Genomic DNA, 14494 nt, shown 5'->3' on the forward strand with positions numbered 1-14494 from the left:
GTTTTTATTAGAATTTATAAGATGCTTGAAATGCTTTTTTGTGTAAGATAAGGCCTATCACGAGATTTCTTTCATAGACATTAATCTAAGGCAACAGACATGGTTGAGTATTTAGCAATCTGCCTGTCGATATACTGATCTTCAAGCTTTTCCAACTCTTCAAAATCCCAATAGTGAGAATACATAGTTGTAAACTTAGAATGAGGCTTAGGGGCAGAGGGGGTTGATGGTGAAAACTGACTTTGACGGCGGTTATTGGTATAGCAGCCTTCTAAGAGGGCAACGAACTTGTCCTCCTGAATAAGCCAATCAAAACTAGCTCGCCATGAGCCTAGACGACCGCTTAGAAAGTCACTGTTTTCAGCTGATAAAAAGGCTTGCTTAAAGTTTTCAAGCGTTTGTCCCATATCGTACCATAGCTTTTTGAGCAGGGTTTTTCTTTTGGCAGTAAGCAGCGTAAGCTGTGGATAAGAAGGGCAGTATTGATTAAAGAGCGCTTTAATTGTTTCATAGGGCACACACACTTTTGTAGGATGTGTGTCTTTTACTGATGTTAATAATTTGTTGTATTCTACTGATAATGGAGATGAAGTTTTTGGATTTGCGGGGATTATGATTTGTGGTGTGCGTAGAACATCTTCTGTGTTTTCGGTGCTTTTCTCTTCAGAATATAAGATTTTGTTTGAGTCATCATCAAATAGTTCACTTAATTTAGCGTCATTTCGAATATAGTATGTTAGTCCTTTGATGCGGTCGTAGTAGGAAGCGTAGTACTTGCCGTTAAAGAGATCTTTGCTTTCTTTAAAGGCTTTTTTAGATGTATAAACCTTACCAATTTTTGAAAAAGCCGTGCGGAATTCTTGTTTGCTAAAGCCGAGTTCTTCTACCCAGCTATCCCCTTGTTTGTAGAGCTCATGCTCACAACTATCTAGAAATTTATAAAACTTACCTCCTGTCATTTTTGCAAACCAATATTCGAGTTGTAATAAAAGAATAGTTGCATTGATGCTGCCTGTTATTTGATTAAGTTCTGGACAATATTTGAGATGTTTCATAGACATAGTATCGTTCTCTCCTTTAAACTTTCTGGATATTTATCTTCTTAATATGATATATGTCTTGAAAAGGAAGATTCCCTAAACAATAGTGTACTCAATTTAAGTTTTTGTTTGAATAGTATGATAAAAATAATAAAACCTGTTATAATAAGGGGAAATAGGGCTAAAATTTTGATAGTCTAGCAATAATACAAGAATAAAAACATAAAATTAGATTGTTAAAGAAGAAATCAATCATGGTTCATAATGAATGGCAAAAATATAAATATTTCTGTCGAGAATTTTAGTAGGATTTTAAGCGCTACAGATGCCAAGTATATCAATTAGTGAATTTAATGTCTAAAAAAGATTTTGAGGTTATTGTTTTATTAGAGGAGCTAAAAACAAGTGAGAGAAAAGAAGCTATTAGAAAAATTAGAGTACTCAAAGAAGATGAGTGATTTGTAATCGTTGCTACAGGAAAGATGAGTGGTGAAGCTTTTGATGAAGACAGACTAGATACATTATTTATGGCAATGTCGATTGCATGGAAGGGCACAATTACTCAGTATGTAGGAAGACTACACAGAAACTTCCAGGGAAAAGAAGAAGTTTTAATCTATGAGACTATGATGAAAATTCATTGATCCGAATTTAGGATGAGGAATTAGCTGCTGAGCTGGTTGTGTGATTGTAGAATTAAGATAATAATTGAAAGAGAGGTACTGTCCTAAATGAATGATATCACAAAGGATTTTATAGGTGTTGTTGAGCTAATAAAGAATGCAAGGGAAAATGCCATTCGTAAGGTGAATGAAGAACTCATCCTACTTTATTGGAACATCGGTAAATATATTTCAGAGCAACTTGAAAGTCAAAAGTGGGGGAGCTCATATGTAGATGATTTAGCTTCGTATATTGCTTAGAATTATCCTGAAATAAAGGGATTCAACCGAAGAGGCCTTTATAGAATGAAGCAGTTTTACGAAGCATACAAAAATAATAAGTTTGTGTCACCACTGGTGACACAAATAAGTTGGACAAACCATCTATTGATTTTGTCTAGCACGAAAACAGATGAAGAAAAAGAGTTTTACATTAAATTATGTCTGAAAGAAAAATATTCAAAAAGAGAGCTCCAAAGACAGCTCGATAGTGGATATTTTGAAAGATATATGCTCTCGACTGAAAAATTAGAGCCCATGCCTGCTGTAAATGCTATCAAAAGCAACTTTTTAGACACTTATGTCCTTGAATTTTTGAGTTTGCCTGAAAAATTTTCTGAGAACGAGTTAAAAAAAGCAATCATAGCTAACTTGAAGAATTTTATCCTTGAGATTGGCAAAGATTTTACTTATGTTGGTGAAGAGTATAGAGTGATGGTTGGAAACAGTGATTATTATATTGATTTGTTGTTCTATCACCGCGGATTGGCTTGTTTAGTGGCCTTTGAACTGAAAATTGGCGCATTTAAACCAGAGCACATTGGGAAAATGAATTTTTATCTTGAAGCACTTGATCGAGAACATAAAAAGAATAATGAGAATCCAAGTGTCGGCGTTATCCTCTGTGCAAGTAAAGAAGATGAAGTCGTTGAATTTGCTTTATCAAGAAGTTTGTCGCCGACACTAATATCAGAGTATACTTTGAAACTCATTGATAAGAAACTTTTAAGACAAAAACTTCATGAGTTAACTGAAATGGCTGATTTTAAGCAGATTGAGAATGAAGAATAAATTATTATATTAATTAAAATGGAAAATCAAATTTGACAGACACTGTCTGTTGTATGCTATAAGATGCTTACTAAATAGCCAAGAACGCGAACATTAAGGAGAAGTGCTTGAAGATATGAGTAAAAGGAGAAATATTTAAAAGGTTATTTGATTTATAAAACAGGTATGCTGCAAGAAGGACATAGCTTAATCAAGCTTTGTAAAAAAGCAAGTATACATAATACTGAATTTAGGAAGTTTATTAAAGATTGTGCGTTCTTAAATGGCTATTATATAGAAACAAGATATCCAGCAGAAGATCCTCTTATTGCAGAAGAGGAAGATGTAAAAGAAGGTATGAAGTTTGCAGAGTCATTTGTTAAATTTATTAAGGATGAAATAGTAAAGCAATAGAGTGAGATGGCATAATGTGTGATTATAGAGTAATCAGCCTCACCACCATGATTATAACCCACGAATTTCTAACAAGTTAGTTAGAATTCGTGGGTTCTTTGTATTTTAGCTTACTAAATTAGACATGAAATATTTACTAATTTCAAAGAGCGCATAAGGCTGATGGTCCAAGTGCTTGATTATCTTTAATTCTTATACTTCGCGATGAACCACTCAATAAGACTTCGTGAAATGCTGAGAGGACCAGGGATATTAGGAAGCTCATGGGCACCAAACCACCTGGCATCTGAGATCTCATTTTCGTCTATTTTGATCTCTCCGCTTGCATGTTCTGCTGTAAAGGCAATCATAAGAGAATTGGGAAATGGCCAGGGTTGACTGCCAAAATACTCTATGTTTTTTATTTCTATACCCACTTCTTCGCGTACTTCCCTTTTTATACATTCCTCTAGGGTTTCACCAGCTTCCACGAAACCTGCTAGTACGCTGTACATAGTTGTGGTGAAGTTTGTGTTGCTGGCAAGAAGAAGTTTGTCGCCTTTAGTAACGGCTACTATAACTGCTGGAGACAAGCGTGGGTAGGAGGTATGACCACATGCTGGACATACTTTAGCGTGCTCATCAGCCTTTGTAAGAGTAGCTTTACCACAAACACCACAGAATCTATGGGTTTCATCCCATGAAATGATTTGGACTGCGCGGAAAGCTGCTTGGAGCATGGTGTTATCTATTTGGCTATTTAATACTCTAAGTCCTATAAATTCCATGTCATTAGGAATGACATGATCTTCGGGAAATCTTGCCACATAGCAGGGAAGATCATCTAGGCTGCCTATGTAGAATTTATTACTTATATTAATTTCCCAATTTAAAATATCTGCAGATGTGGGAATAGTAAATTCTTTATCGCGTTTTTTTACAAGGATATTATTTTGTTGAAAGAGAAAAATATAAAATAGTTTATTTTGACTTCTGGGAGTAGTGCTTCCAAGGATAAAGTTCATAATTAATACCTGTGCTTTCTGTATACTTGTAAATACCATTACAGATTCTATTATAACATGACATGCTATAATATCGGTTAATTATATCTGTTCCTGACGGATTTTCCGTTCTATGATTTGTACAATCATTTATTCATCTTCTACTTTCCACACAGGAAATTCCTACGTATTCGGAAGACTCTAGGCTATGCCGGAAGTTTTAATTGGGGAGATAGTTGAATGTGATAGCGTAAGCCATTAGCATAAATGAGCTACAAATTTTGTTAGTATATTATCTAGAATATATTGACAATATTAAAAAAAAAGTATATAACTTACTTAAGTGGTTAATTGGTTAACTAACTAACCGAATAGGTGTGCGGCGTTTAATAATAGGGATAAGTCTAGAGGCAGATAAAGTGAGGTGAAGACAGTGAAATATATATTAAATGATGAAGAACCTATTTATATTCAAATTGCTAGAGGAATAGAAGATGAGATTCTACAAGGAGGCATTCTAGAGGAAACGCAAATTCCATCAACCAATGAATTTTCAAGGATCTATCAAATTAATCCAGCGACAGTATTAAAAGGGATTAATCTCCTTGTGGACCGTAGTATCTTATATAAAAAGAGGGGGATTGGCATGTTTGTAGGTACAGGCGCTATGGAAGCGATAAAAGAAGCAAGAAAAGAGAGTTTTAAGCAAGTTGTTATTGCTAATCTTTTTCAAGAAGCAAAGAAACTCGGGATTAGTAAACAAGATTTAATTGAGATGATCCAAAATAGTAAGGAGGTGGTGGAATAATGGAAGATTTCGCGGTAAAAATCAATCATTTAAATTATGCTTTTCAAGATAAAAAGGTCTTAAAAGATATTTCATTAGCGTTAGAAAGAGATAAAATCTATGGGCTGTTAGGTAAAAATGGGGCTGGTAAAACAACACTTATTAATCTTTTAGTTAATCAGCTCATTGCCAAGGAGGGGGAAATTGAAATTTTTGGAAAAGACCCTCGTAAAGAAACCGGGGTTTTAGAAAAAGTATGTGTCATAAGAGAAGGGGAGTTTTATGCACCCTATATGAAGGTTAAAGCTATTTTTGAGCTTTATAGCAGGTTTTATCCACTTTATGATAAGTTTCTAGAGCAAAAATTAGTGGAACTTTTTGAGCTACCTGTTAATAAACCTTATCAAAAGTTTTCTAGAGGGATGAAAACCTTAGTATTTAATATTATTGGCCTTTGTACACATGCCGAGCTCACTCTTTTTGATGAACCAACCTTAGGATTAGATGCCGTCAATAGAGAGCAGTTTTATACTATTTTATTAGAAGAATATGCTAAAAATCCCCGTACTATCGTTCTTTCTACCCATCTTATTGACGAGATCGAAAATCTATTAGAGCGCGTCGTTATTATTAATCAAGGGAAAATACTGTTACATGAAGATGTAGAGGAGTTTAAAGCAAAGGGGTTCTATTTAACAGGACTTCAAGAAGCATTTGAAGGGATGCATGCATTAGAAGGCAAGAGACTTAAAGAAAGCTTTGGAAAAACCCACGTCTATAGCTATTTGGGAACATTGACAAATGAAGATAAAGAAAAGATTAGAAAAGCAAATATAGAGGTATCGCCTATGGGGCTTCAAAAGGCTTTTGTAGAGTTAACAAGGGGAAAGGAGCCGGAGTATGAAGGAATTAAAAAGAACCTTGAGTTTCTTAAATGATACGTGTAAAAAAGAGTATTATAAGGTTTTATGGATTGTGGTGATAGTAGATTGTATTGAAATACTTGCAAAGGCTCAAATTTATTATTCTAAGAAAAGAGAATATATAACATGCTGCCTGCATGATAATCATATCATCGTGTTACTGCTTGCTGTATTGGGAATGGGCGTTTTATATAGTAGCAGAGAATTTGATGGCTATATGAAGGTTGCAGCTAAAAGAAAAGAATATCTTAGGGGTTTTTTGATTTACAGCGGCTTATTAAGTTTAGGGATTTTAGTGCTTAATCGAGTAATCACGTTAATCCTTAGTGCGCTAGTTATTTACATACTAGGTATTCCGGTTGAGTTTTTTTCTTCGGTAGACTTTGCTAAGGAGTGGGTTATTTATTTATGGGGTATGAATTTAGGTTTTTTTATAGGAGCTGTCTTTTATCGTATGCGCAAAAGAACCTTTTGGGTTATGAGCTTTATGGCAGGATATGTGCTGGTACGCATAGCCATGGGTGGTTATTTCTTGGGAATGAACATGGAAGAGGTGCACCAAGGTATATGGAAAATAGTTGAGCATTTTAAAGGAATAGGTCTTTTGTTTGTTTCAGTTTTTATGCTGGGCAGTGTGCTCCTTTTAAGAAAGGCACCTATTAAGACTTATGCCCATGATATGTTATAAAAAAGGGGGCGATGAGATGCAAAATAAAATGATTTATAAAAATTTGAGTGATCAATTTATAAAAAGAACAGGTATTTTGCTCGTTGTTATAAGCGTTTGGCTAGGCATAGATAGCCTTGGAGCTTATAGGGCGTACATACAGGCAAAGGGCATAACATATGTGGTTTTTGCTACGCCGTATATTTTAGGGATTAGCTTTTTATTGATTACAGGGTGCTTATATAGCTATTATCAATATGAGATTTATTTGAGTATACAAGCAAAACGCCAAACCTATCTAAAAGGTATTATTGTGGTGGGAACCTTAGGCAGTATAGGGTTTATAAGTTTGGTATACGGCCTTGCGCAGGTTGCTACGGCTTTTGCTAGAGTTATTATGCCAAGTGATGTAGTAAAGGATAGTTTTCCATTAAGTATAGAGGGGATGCTTAACTTATGGGGGATAGGACTTGTTGCATTTGCATTAGGTTTTTTTGTAGGCGCATTATTTTATAGGTTTAAAAGGGTTACGGCGGTCTGTGTTACAAGTACACCGCTACTTGTCTTTATTATTAGTCTATTATCAAACTATTTATTCGAAAACGATGGAAGTATGTATTTGATGCTTAGTATGATGCTTGTTGTAAAATCCCTAGTAGGGGGGATTGGACAAATCATCTATATACTCTTATTTTGGATGATGGGTTATCAATTACTTGTTAAGGCACCTATTAAGCAATATGCCCATGACCTCATCTGAGTCATAATGTAAATAGGTAAAGAGAAGGGAGATTAAAGCGTATGAAAACAATGGATCAGGCAAAGCGTAGAAAGCGCCTTTCACATATAATTATAGGAAGTGTTTTGGTGGGGGTTGGCATAGCTGTTTTATTAGCGATTCTTCTTGTTGTAAAGATTATAAAGGGGGCACCGGATGTATTAGACGTGCAGCTTCATGCAGCAGAAAATGAGACTTCTATTGTATATGATGAGACGGGAAATCTTATAGATAAGTTCTCAGGAACAGAAAGCAGAGAATATGCCTATTTAGAGAAGATGCCAAAACAACTTAGGCAAGCTGTTATTGCAATAGAGGATAAGAACTTTTATGAGCATAATGGTATGGATCTTTCTAGCGTAGGAAAGGCTTTAATAAGCAACCTGAAGTCGGGCAGTATATCAGAAGGCGGAACAACCATTACAGGGCAGATTATAAAAAATAGCATACTGCCAGCAGGCAATCCAATAGAGCGAAAAATACAAGAGCACTATTTGGCAATTCAATTCGAAAAGCTTTATAGTAAGGATCTTATTTTGGAGTATTACTTAAATAGCGTTGCTTTAGGACAAGGGACAAATGGGGTTCAAGCGGCGGCACTCCGTTATTTTGGAAAGGATGTAAGTGAGCTGAATTTAACAGAGTGTGCAGTTCTTACAGCTATAATAGAATATCCAACTCGCTATAATCCACTTCAAAATCCAGATGAAAACTGGGGAAAGGTTCAAGTTATTTTAGGAGAAATGGAGAAACAAGGTTATATTACAGAAACAGAAAAAGAAGAAGCCTTAAAGTTTTCACCTTATGAAAGGATACAAAGTGTTCATCAAGAAACTCTTGAGAAGGCGCCCCACTCTTATTTTATAGATGAAGTCTATAAACAAGTAGTAGCAGATTTACAAGAACAAAAGGGAATGTCTAAGCTTGAAGCCCAGAGGATGATTTATGGCGGTGGACTTCGTATTTATACAACCTTAGATTCAAATATACAGGCATTAGTAGAAAAATATTTAAATGATGAAGCATTTTATCCTAAAAGCTTATACAAAGTTAGGCTAGATTATGAAATCACAGGGATAAAGGAAGATGGAACATCTATTAAGGAAGCAGTATATGGTAAGGTAGTGGATAGGCTAGATGAGATAGAAGCGTTTAAGACAGCAATGAAAACAGAATGGCAGATTACAGAAGAAGACCAAATACAAAAAGAGGTGCTTATCAGTCAGACACAGCCACAAACAGCTTTTGTAGTGACAGACTATCGTACAGGTCAAGTGAAGGCCCTTTATGGAGGACGTGGGGATAAGCTGCCATTAAGTTTTAATTATGCAACACAGGCATTAAGACAACCGGATTCTGCTTTAAAAGTATTAGCAGCTTATGCACCGGGGATCGATCAAGGCTTATATACACCGGAATCTACTTTTAGAGATGAAAAGTTTTCAGTTAAAGTATCCCGGGGGACCACTTATACACCTAAGAATTTCTCGGGAACCTATACCAATGTGCCAATGCGCTTAAAAGATGCTTTAGCACAATCTAACAATACCATCGCAGTACGTACTGTTTATGAGGGGGTAGGATTAGATGTTACCTATGATTATTTAAAAAGCTTTGGTTTTGAAAATATCACAGAAGAAGATAAAACTTGGGCTTTGCCACTGGGCGGATTAACCCAGGGGGTAAGTACTTTAGAACTAAATAGTGCTTATGGAACAATTGCTAATCATGGCGTTTATCTACAGCCTACGTTTTATTCAAAGGTTGTAGATAGGGACGGAAATGTCATTCTTGATGTCCAATCAGAAGCCTTGCTCAAGGTGCGTACAAATACTGTATTAAAAAGAGATACAGCAACTAGCCTTACAGAAATGCTACAGTACGCAGCAGAGGAGATTGCGGACGAAAGCTTGAAAGAGTTTTTGAGTACGATGCCGGTAGCAGGAAATATAGGTTTATCAGGAAACAACAAAGACCTTATTTTTGTAGGTTATACCCCTTATTATGCAGCGACAATTTGGTCAGGATATAGCAATCCGGAGACATTGGGTGACCATAATAGCTACCAAGTAAGACTTTGGGGAAAAATGATGGATGAAATACATGAGGAATTTGAATATCAAAGATTTGAAGAAGAATTAAAATAGCAAAAGTTTATGCTTTTATGGCCCAACGCAATTTAGCAGAACGGGCACGACTATTGGTATTACATTCTTCAGACGATGGCCTAATAGAATCGGGAGCTATTTCACGGTAGATACCTTCTCGGAAAAAATGCTGAAAAGATTTTTTGACGAGACGATCTTCTCCAGAATGAAAGGAAAGTATAGCAACGCGTCCACCTTTAGCAAGGGAAGCAGGGAGTTTTTCCAGAAATTCATATAATACTTCAAATTCATTATTCACATCGATGCGTAACGCTTGAAAGCAGCGTTGACAAGATTTTTTTATCTCATGGTCCCGCTTGTTTTCTGGAATGAATTGCAGAGCATCTTTGATAACTTGTTGGAGCTGAGTTGTTGTTGATAGCTCTATTCCTTTTCTTATTTGAGAAACAATGGCGCGAGCGATTACTGCTGAATGAGGCTCATCGGAGTTTTCTAACAACATACCTTGTAATTCATCTTGAGAAATAGTTTTTAAACGAGTGGCTACAGCTTCACCTCTGTTAGGATTAAGCCGTAAGTCTAGTGGTCCTTCACTTTTAAATGAAAAGCCTCTTTCTGGATTGTCTATTTGCATTGAGGAGACACCTAAATCTGCCAATACAAAATCCAATGGTCCTGATTCTAGAGCAATTTGATCTATATTGGAAAAGTTCATTTGCTTGATTGTTAAAATTTCGGGGCCATAACCTAAGCGCTCCAAACGTTCTTGAGTACGTGGTAATTCAATAGAATCTACATCGGTCGCATATAAGTGCCCCTTAGAATCTAAACATTTGAGCATCTCTAAAGTATGACCGCCATAACCGAGTGTTGCATCTAATCCAGTTTGTCCAGGCTTAATTTGCAAGAATTCTAATATTTCGTTAACACAAATTGAACGATGCATACCAGCAGGAGTACTGCCCTTTTGAATAATTTTTGCCACATCATCAGCATATTTTTCAGGTTGCAGTTCCTTATATTTTTCTTTAAAAGTTTTGGGATGAGTCCCTTTATATCGGATACGTCTTTGACGTTTTGGCTCTTGATTATCCATAGATTAATTCGAATTTTGAAATTGATGTTTTATAAAATATTGAGTTCATTCGTTCCTCCATCTTTTTTAATATCTTTTTGTAATCTCGTTACAAATCATATGATATCAAATACAGTTTATAAAAGCAAACTCAAAAGCAGAAAGTCTCTTAGAAGAATCAAAGACGATACTTTATTATTGTAATCTAGTAGATCGAAGTTTAGAGGGGGTACACCCAAAAGATTCTTTAAACATGCGATTAAACACCTTATAATTAGTAAAACCATGTCGCTCTTGAATGCTTGTGATGCTGTCATCAGTATCAAGAATGTCGCTGTGAATATGGGTAAGCCTGACTAAGTTAACATATTCCATAAAAGTGAAGCCGGTGTATTTCTTAAAAGAACGACAGAAATATTCAGGATTCAAGGCCACTAAAGATGCCGCTTTTTTTAGACTAAGAGACTCCATATAATTTTGTTCAACGTAGTCAATGACTTCCTTTAGCCGCGACAGATGCTTCGCGGCTTTATTTTTTTCAATGAGATCTTGTCGAGTGGCATAATGACGGTAGAGGGTATGGAGAAAGAGATTAAGGTTACTGGTAAAAAGAAGTCCATAACCATCTTCACCTTGTTCATAAAGTATTTTCATTGCAAGGAGGTACTGAATCATCTTTTGAAACTCGGAATCCTCGCTCAGCTGGCTTTGAGGGAAATACTCTCTAAATCGTATCGTCTTGTACTCAGGAATAGAATGGTTAAGGAGTTCATAAGGAACTTGAAGCAATAGAACTTCAACGTTACTAGGACTTCGGGTCAAATGTATATCACCGGAGTTGACCACAAATAACTCATTGGTATTGAGTGTGTATTTTTCATCATTACGAACGATATACATAGTACCTTGTAAAATATAGAGAATTTCCAAGTGGTTATGCCAGTGACTAGGAATCAGCTGATTATAAGATTTATAAATATTAAAATAAACAGGAAGTCTAATATTAGAGGTAATGATTTCATGGTTTGGCATAGATTTTAACAACCTTTCATATTAAGCTTGGAAGAAACAAAGTTGGTTTATATTAAAAGTATCATACATTAGAAAAAAGTCAATATCGACATAGTGAAAAGTCAGAAAGATGCTTGTTATGCATTTAAGCAAGTAATAAGATAAATATAGAATGCAAACGAATTTATAACTTAGGAGGATTTACGATGAATAAATGGCAAAGGATACTCTTTCAACCCAATATCCCTTTAGGTGAGAAGGGGGAGAGGATAACAGCATCTAAAAGGCATAGAGAGCTGTCAAAAAACGCAGCTAAAGAAGGGATGGTTCTTCTGAAAAATAATCAGAATGTCCTTCCACTCGGTAAAGGTTCAAAAGTTGCTTTATTTGGAAAAGGTAGTTTTGACTATGTTAAGGGTGGCGGAGGCAGCGGTGATGTAACAGTAGAGTATATTACTAACCTCTACGATGGTATGAAGACCTTGAAGAAACAGGTTAGTATTTTTGAAGAGTTATCTGATTTTTACCGCGAAGATGTTAAGAAACAATATATAAGCGGAGCAGTACCAGGAATGACTGTTGAGCCTAAAGTTCCTGAAGATTTGTTAAAGAGGGCTAGTATATATACGGATACGGCAATTATTACCATTTGTCGTTTTTCTGGAGAAGGATGGGATAGGAAAAGCGTTGTAGACACAAAAAATAAAAATCTCTGGGAGCATGAGGAGGCGCTGACAAAGAAGTCAGGAGAGCTCTTTGAAAACGGCGACTTTTATCTGACTCATGCAGAGTCTGATATGGTAAATAAGGTCAAAGAGCATTTCGCCAAGGTTATTGTCGTGATGAATGTCGGGGGGATGGTAGATACCAGTTGGTTTGTTAAAGACGATACAATACATTCTGTACTGATGGCATGGCAGGGAGGCATGGAAGGGGGATTGGCTGCCGCAGAGCTTCTTTGTGGTATAGGGAGTCCTTCCGGTAAATTGTCTGATACCTTTGCAAATAGATTGGAAGACTATCCATCAACTTATAATTTTCATGAAGCTGAAGCTTATGTAGATTATACTGATGATATTTATGTGGGATATCGTTATTTTGAGACGATTCCAGGGGCAGCTGACAAGGTCAATTATCCATTTGGTTTTGGGTTGTCTTATACAAAATTTCATTGGTCAGTGGTTTCTGCAAAAGAACAAAAGGGTATCATCGAGGTTCGCATTCATGTGACTAATATAGGAGGTATAGAAGGCAAAGAAATCCTTCAAATCTATGTAGGAGCGCCACAAGGGCTTCTTGGAAAACCGGCAAAAAGTTTAGTGGCTTTTAAAAAGACGCGTTTATTAAAAGCGGGAGAAAGTCAGCTCCTTAGTCTTGAATTTTCAGTTGAAACGATGGCTTCTTACGATGATTTAGGTAAAGTTCAAAAATCTGCTTATGTACTAGAAGCCGGAGATTATACATTTTTTGTTGGGAATTCAGTACGTGATGTAGAAAAGATCGACTTTATTTATTCGCTGCCACAAGACAAGGTTGCTTTGCAGCTTAGTGAAAAAATAGCACCCACTTCACTCAAAGAAAGGATGCTCGCTGACGGCCGCTTTGAACAACTTCCATTAAAAGAAGCAAATGATCCTGATGCTTCTGGCCTTCCCAAAATGTCAGTAGAAATGACAGAAGGCTATACGCCGGCAGTACGACTAAGACAGAGTTATCAGCTTTGGAAAGAGCCATTTAAGAAGGGGATTCGAACGTTTTATGAGGTAGCTGAGGGTAAGATGACAGTAGATGCGTTTTTAGCACAAATGTCTGATGAAGAAGTGGCTCATTTATTAGGTGGTCAACCCAATACTGGCGTTGCAAATACTTTTGGATATGGCAATATGCCGGAGTATGGTATTCCAAATATCATGACTGCTGATGGACCAGCTGGACTTCGGATTGCGCCAGAGTGCGGTGTGAGTACAACGGCTTGGCCTTGTTCCACTTTACTTGCTTGTACTTGGGATCAAGATATTGTCTATGCGGTTGGAGAAGCAGGTGCTAAAGAAGTTAAGGAAAATAACATAGCTATTTGGCTAACGCCTGCCATTAATATTCATAGAAGTCCATTGTGCGGGCGTAACTTTGAATACTATTCTGAAGATCCATTCCTAACGGGTAAGATGGCTGCAGCAATGGTAAAAGGTATTCAATCTCAGCATATTGGAGCGACGGTCAAGCATTTTGCCCTCAACAATAAAGAAACGAACAGGAAGAACAGTGATTCTAGAGTATCAGAAAGGGCGGCCAGAGAGATTTACTTAAAGGCCTTTGAGCTTGTAGTCAAAGAAGCAGCTCCGTGGAGCATTATGACTTCTTATAATATGATTAATGGTCATCGTGCGTCAGAAAGCAGAGAATTATTAGAAGATATATTAAGAGGTGAATGGGACTTTAAAGGTATGGTAACTACAGATTGGTGGACCTGCGGAGAGCATTATAAAGAAACCAAAGCTGGAAATGATGTCAAAATGGGCTGTGGCTATCCAGAGCGCCTCCTTGAAGCCAAAGCATTAGGCCTTATTTCCAGAGAAGACATGAACCTTTGTGCCAAAAGAATTCTTGAACTGATCCTAAAAGTGGATTAATTTTAAAGAGCATTCTTTATTCCCAGCAGCTATAGCACATCATTATGGGACTAAGAACTTAGGTGTAAATTATGGTATGTTATTTATTTCGTGGGGAGTAGCGGGCGTACTAGGGCCACTGTTGGCTGGAAAGATATTTGATAGTACAAGCACTTATCAAATATCCTATATTGTATCAGCAGTATTATTAGTTTTAGCGAGCGTTTTAACCTTTGTAAATAGTACTAAAGATCTGAAGAGTATTTCAATCTAGATAAAATATTCATGAATGATATAGTTATTAGGGATCACTTAGATAAGCAGAATAGTATGTAATCTCACCACTGTGTTTATAACCCACGTGTTTCTGACAAGTTGTTAGAAATA

The 14494-nt window shown here is 36.4% G+C and carries 13 protein-coding genes and 2 pseudogenes; 11 read left to right on the plus strand and 4 right to left on the minus strand.

What is annotated here, in order from left to right:
* Positions 1 to 80 precede the first annotated feature (80 nt).
* A complete protein-coding gene (locus tag BN3326_RS17385) occupies positions 81 to 1061 on the minus strand; it encodes a hypothetical protein (RefSeq protein ID WP_070000530.1) in 981 nt (326 codons plus the stop codon).
* Positions 1062 to 1522: 461 nt separating this feature from the next.
* Here BN3326_RS17385 and BN3326_RS22075 point away from each other — a divergent pair, with 461 nt between their 5' ends.
* The 4 genes and pseudogenes from BN3326_RS22075 to BN3326_RS17395 form a co-directional block, all read left to right on the plus strand.
* Positions 1523 to 1684 carry a hypothetical protein gene (locus BN3326_RS22075; RefSeq protein WP_171903857.1) on the plus strand — a complete coding sequence of 54 codons (162 nt, stop codon included), beginning with the start codon at positions 1523 to 1525 and terminating at the stop codon, positions 1682 to 1684.
* 87 nt (positions 1685 to 1771) lie between these two features.
* Positions 1772 to 2197 (plus strand): annotated as a pseudogene (locus BN3326_RS22910) (DUF1016 N-terminal domain-containing protein); the annotation flags it as partial.
* Positions 2198 to 2239: 42 nt separating this feature from the next.
* The gene (locus BN3326_RS22915; RefSeq protein ID WP_330389764.1) at positions 2240 to 2773 is read left to right on the plus strand and encodes a PDDEXK nuclease domain-containing protein; all 534 of its coding nucleotides are present in this window, start codon (positions 2240 to 2242) and stop codon (positions 2771 to 2773) included.
* A 138-nt stretch (positions 2774 to 2911) separates the two neighbouring features.
* Positions 2912 to 3166: pseudogene (locus BN3326_RS17395) on the plus strand (HEPN domain-containing protein); the annotation flags it as partial.
* Positions 3167 to 3351: 185 nt separating this feature from the next.
* On the opposite strand, the gene nudC reads toward BN3326_RS17395, so the two are convergent.
* On the minus strand, positions 3352 to 4209 hold the full coding sequence (gene nudC / locus BN3326_RS17400; protein ID WP_242876027.1) for an NAD(+) diphosphatase: 858 nt from the start codon (positions 4207 to 4209) through the stop codon (positions 3352 to 3354).
* 373 nt (positions 4210 to 4582) lie between these two features.
* Between nudC and BN3326_RS17405 the strand changes: the two genes are divergently transcribed.
* From BN3326_RS17405 to BN3326_RS17425, 5 genes are read left to right on the plus strand one after another with little or no spacing between them, the layout of a single operon-like run.
* Positions 4583 to 4957, plus strand: coding sequence for a GntR family transcriptional regulator (locus BN3326_RS17405; RefSeq protein ID WP_070000532.1), 375 nt, complete (start codon positions 4583 to 4585; stop codon positions 4955 to 4957).
* On the plus strand, positions 4957 to 5874 hold the full coding sequence (locus tag BN3326_RS17410) for an ABC transporter ATP-binding protein (protein WP_070000533.1): 918 nt from the start codon (positions 4957 to 4959) through the stop codon (positions 5872 to 5874). The genes BN3326_RS17405 and BN3326_RS17410 overlap by 1 nt, the downstream gene beginning before the upstream one ends.
* Positions 5837 to 6547 carry a hypothetical protein gene (locus BN3326_RS17415; protein WP_070000534.1) on the plus strand — a complete coding sequence of 237 codons (711 nt, stop codon included), beginning with the start codon at positions 5837 to 5839 and terminating at the stop codon, positions 6545 to 6547. The genes BN3326_RS17410 and BN3326_RS17415 overlap by 38 nt, the downstream gene beginning before the upstream one ends.
* Positions 6548 to 6563: 16 nt before the next feature.
* Positions 6564 to 7286 (plus strand): hypothetical protein, encoded by a 723-nt coding sequence (locus tag BN3326_RS17420; protein ID WP_070000535.1) that lies wholly within the window; start codon positions 6564 to 6566, stop codon positions 7284 to 7286.
* 41 nt (positions 7287 to 7327) lie between these two features.
* The gene (locus BN3326_RS17425) at positions 7328 to 9451 is read left to right on the plus strand and encodes a transglycosylase domain-containing protein (protein ID WP_070000536.1); all 2124 of its coding nucleotides are present in this window, start codon (positions 7328 to 7330) and stop codon (positions 9449 to 9451) included.
* A 7-nt stretch (positions 9452 to 9458) separates the two neighbouring features.
* On the opposite strand, the gene rsmH is transcribed toward BN3326_RS17425, so the two are convergent.
* Together rsmH and BN3326_RS17435 are read right to left on the minus strand one after the other, a co-directional pair.
* Positions 9459 to 10508: a 16S rRNA (cytosine(1402)-N(4))-methyltransferase RsmH gene (gene rsmH / locus BN3326_RS17430; protein WP_070000537.1), complete on the minus strand. Its 1050-nt coding sequence runs from the start codon at positions 10506 to 10508 to the stop codon at positions 9459 to 9461.
* Positions 10509 to 10682: 174 nt separating this feature from the next.
* Positions 10683 to 11519 carry a helix-turn-helix transcriptional regulator gene (locus tag BN3326_RS17435; protein WP_070000538.1) on the minus strand — a complete coding sequence of 279 codons (837 nt, stop codon included), beginning with the start codon at positions 11517 to 11519 and terminating at the stop codon, positions 10683 to 10685.
* 185 nt (positions 11520 to 11704) lie between these two features.
* Between BN3326_RS17435 and BN3326_RS17440 the strand changes: the two genes are divergently transcribed.
* Positions 11705 to 14128, plus strand: a complete 2424-nt coding sequence (locus tag BN3326_RS17440) for a glycoside hydrolase family 3 protein (protein WP_070000539.1) — start codon at positions 11705 to 11707, stop codon at positions 14126 to 14128.
* 31 nt (positions 14129 to 14159) lie between these two features.
* Positions 14160 to 14381, plus strand: coding sequence for a YbfB/YjiJ family MFS transporter (locus BN3326_RS21775; protein WP_255363205.1), 222 nt, complete (start codon positions 14160 to 14162; stop codon positions 14379 to 14381).
* Positions 14382 to 14494 lie beyond the last annotated feature (113 nt).

It is taken from the genome of Cellulosilyticum sp. I15G10I2, from assembly GCF_900095725.1.
Taxonomy (GTDB): domain Bacteria; phylum Bacillota; class Clostridia; order Lachnospirales; family Cellulosilyticaceae; genus FMMP01.

Coding starts and splice junctions, on each gene's coding strand:
- BN3326_RS17385 (WP_070000530.1), bottom strand. CDS start 1,061: ATGTCTATGAAACATCTCAAATATTGTCCAGAACTTAATCAAATAACA.
- BN3326_RS22075 (WP_171903857.1), top strand. CDS start 1,523: ATGAGTGGTGAAGCTTTTGATGAAGACAGACTAGATACATTATTTATG.
- BN3326_RS22915 (WP_330389764.1), top strand. CDS start 2,240: ATGCCTGCTGTAAATGCTATCAAAAGCAACTTTTTAGACACTTATGTC.
- nudC (WP_242876027.1), bottom strand. CDS start 4,209: ATGGTATTTACAAGTATACAGAAAGCACAGGTATTAATTATGAACTTT.
- BN3326_RS17410 (WP_070000533.1), top strand. CDS start 4,957: ATGGAAGATTTCGCGGTAAAAATCAATCATTTAAATTATGCTTTTCAA.
- BN3326_RS17415 (WP_070000534.1), top strand. CDS start 5,837: ATGAAGGAATTAAAAAGAACCTTGAGTTTCTTAAATGATACGTGTAAA.
- BN3326_RS17420 (WP_070000535.1), top strand. CDS start 6,564: ATGCAAAATAAAATGATTTATAAAAATTTGAGTGATCAATTTATAAAA.
- BN3326_RS17425 (WP_070000536.1), top strand. CDS start 7,328: ATGAAAACAATGGATCAGGCAAAGCGTAGAAAGCGCCTTTCACATATA.
- rsmH (WP_070000537.1), bottom strand. CDS start 10,508: ATGGATAATCAAGAGCCAAAACGTCAAAGACGTATCCGATATAAAGGG.
- BN3326_RS17435 (WP_070000538.1), bottom strand. CDS start 11,519: ATGCCAAACCATGAAATCATTACCTCTAATATTAGACTTCCTGTTTAT.
- BN3326_RS17440 (WP_070000539.1), top strand. CDS start 11,705: ATGAATAAATGGCAAAGGATACTCTTTCAACCCAATATCCCTTTAGGT.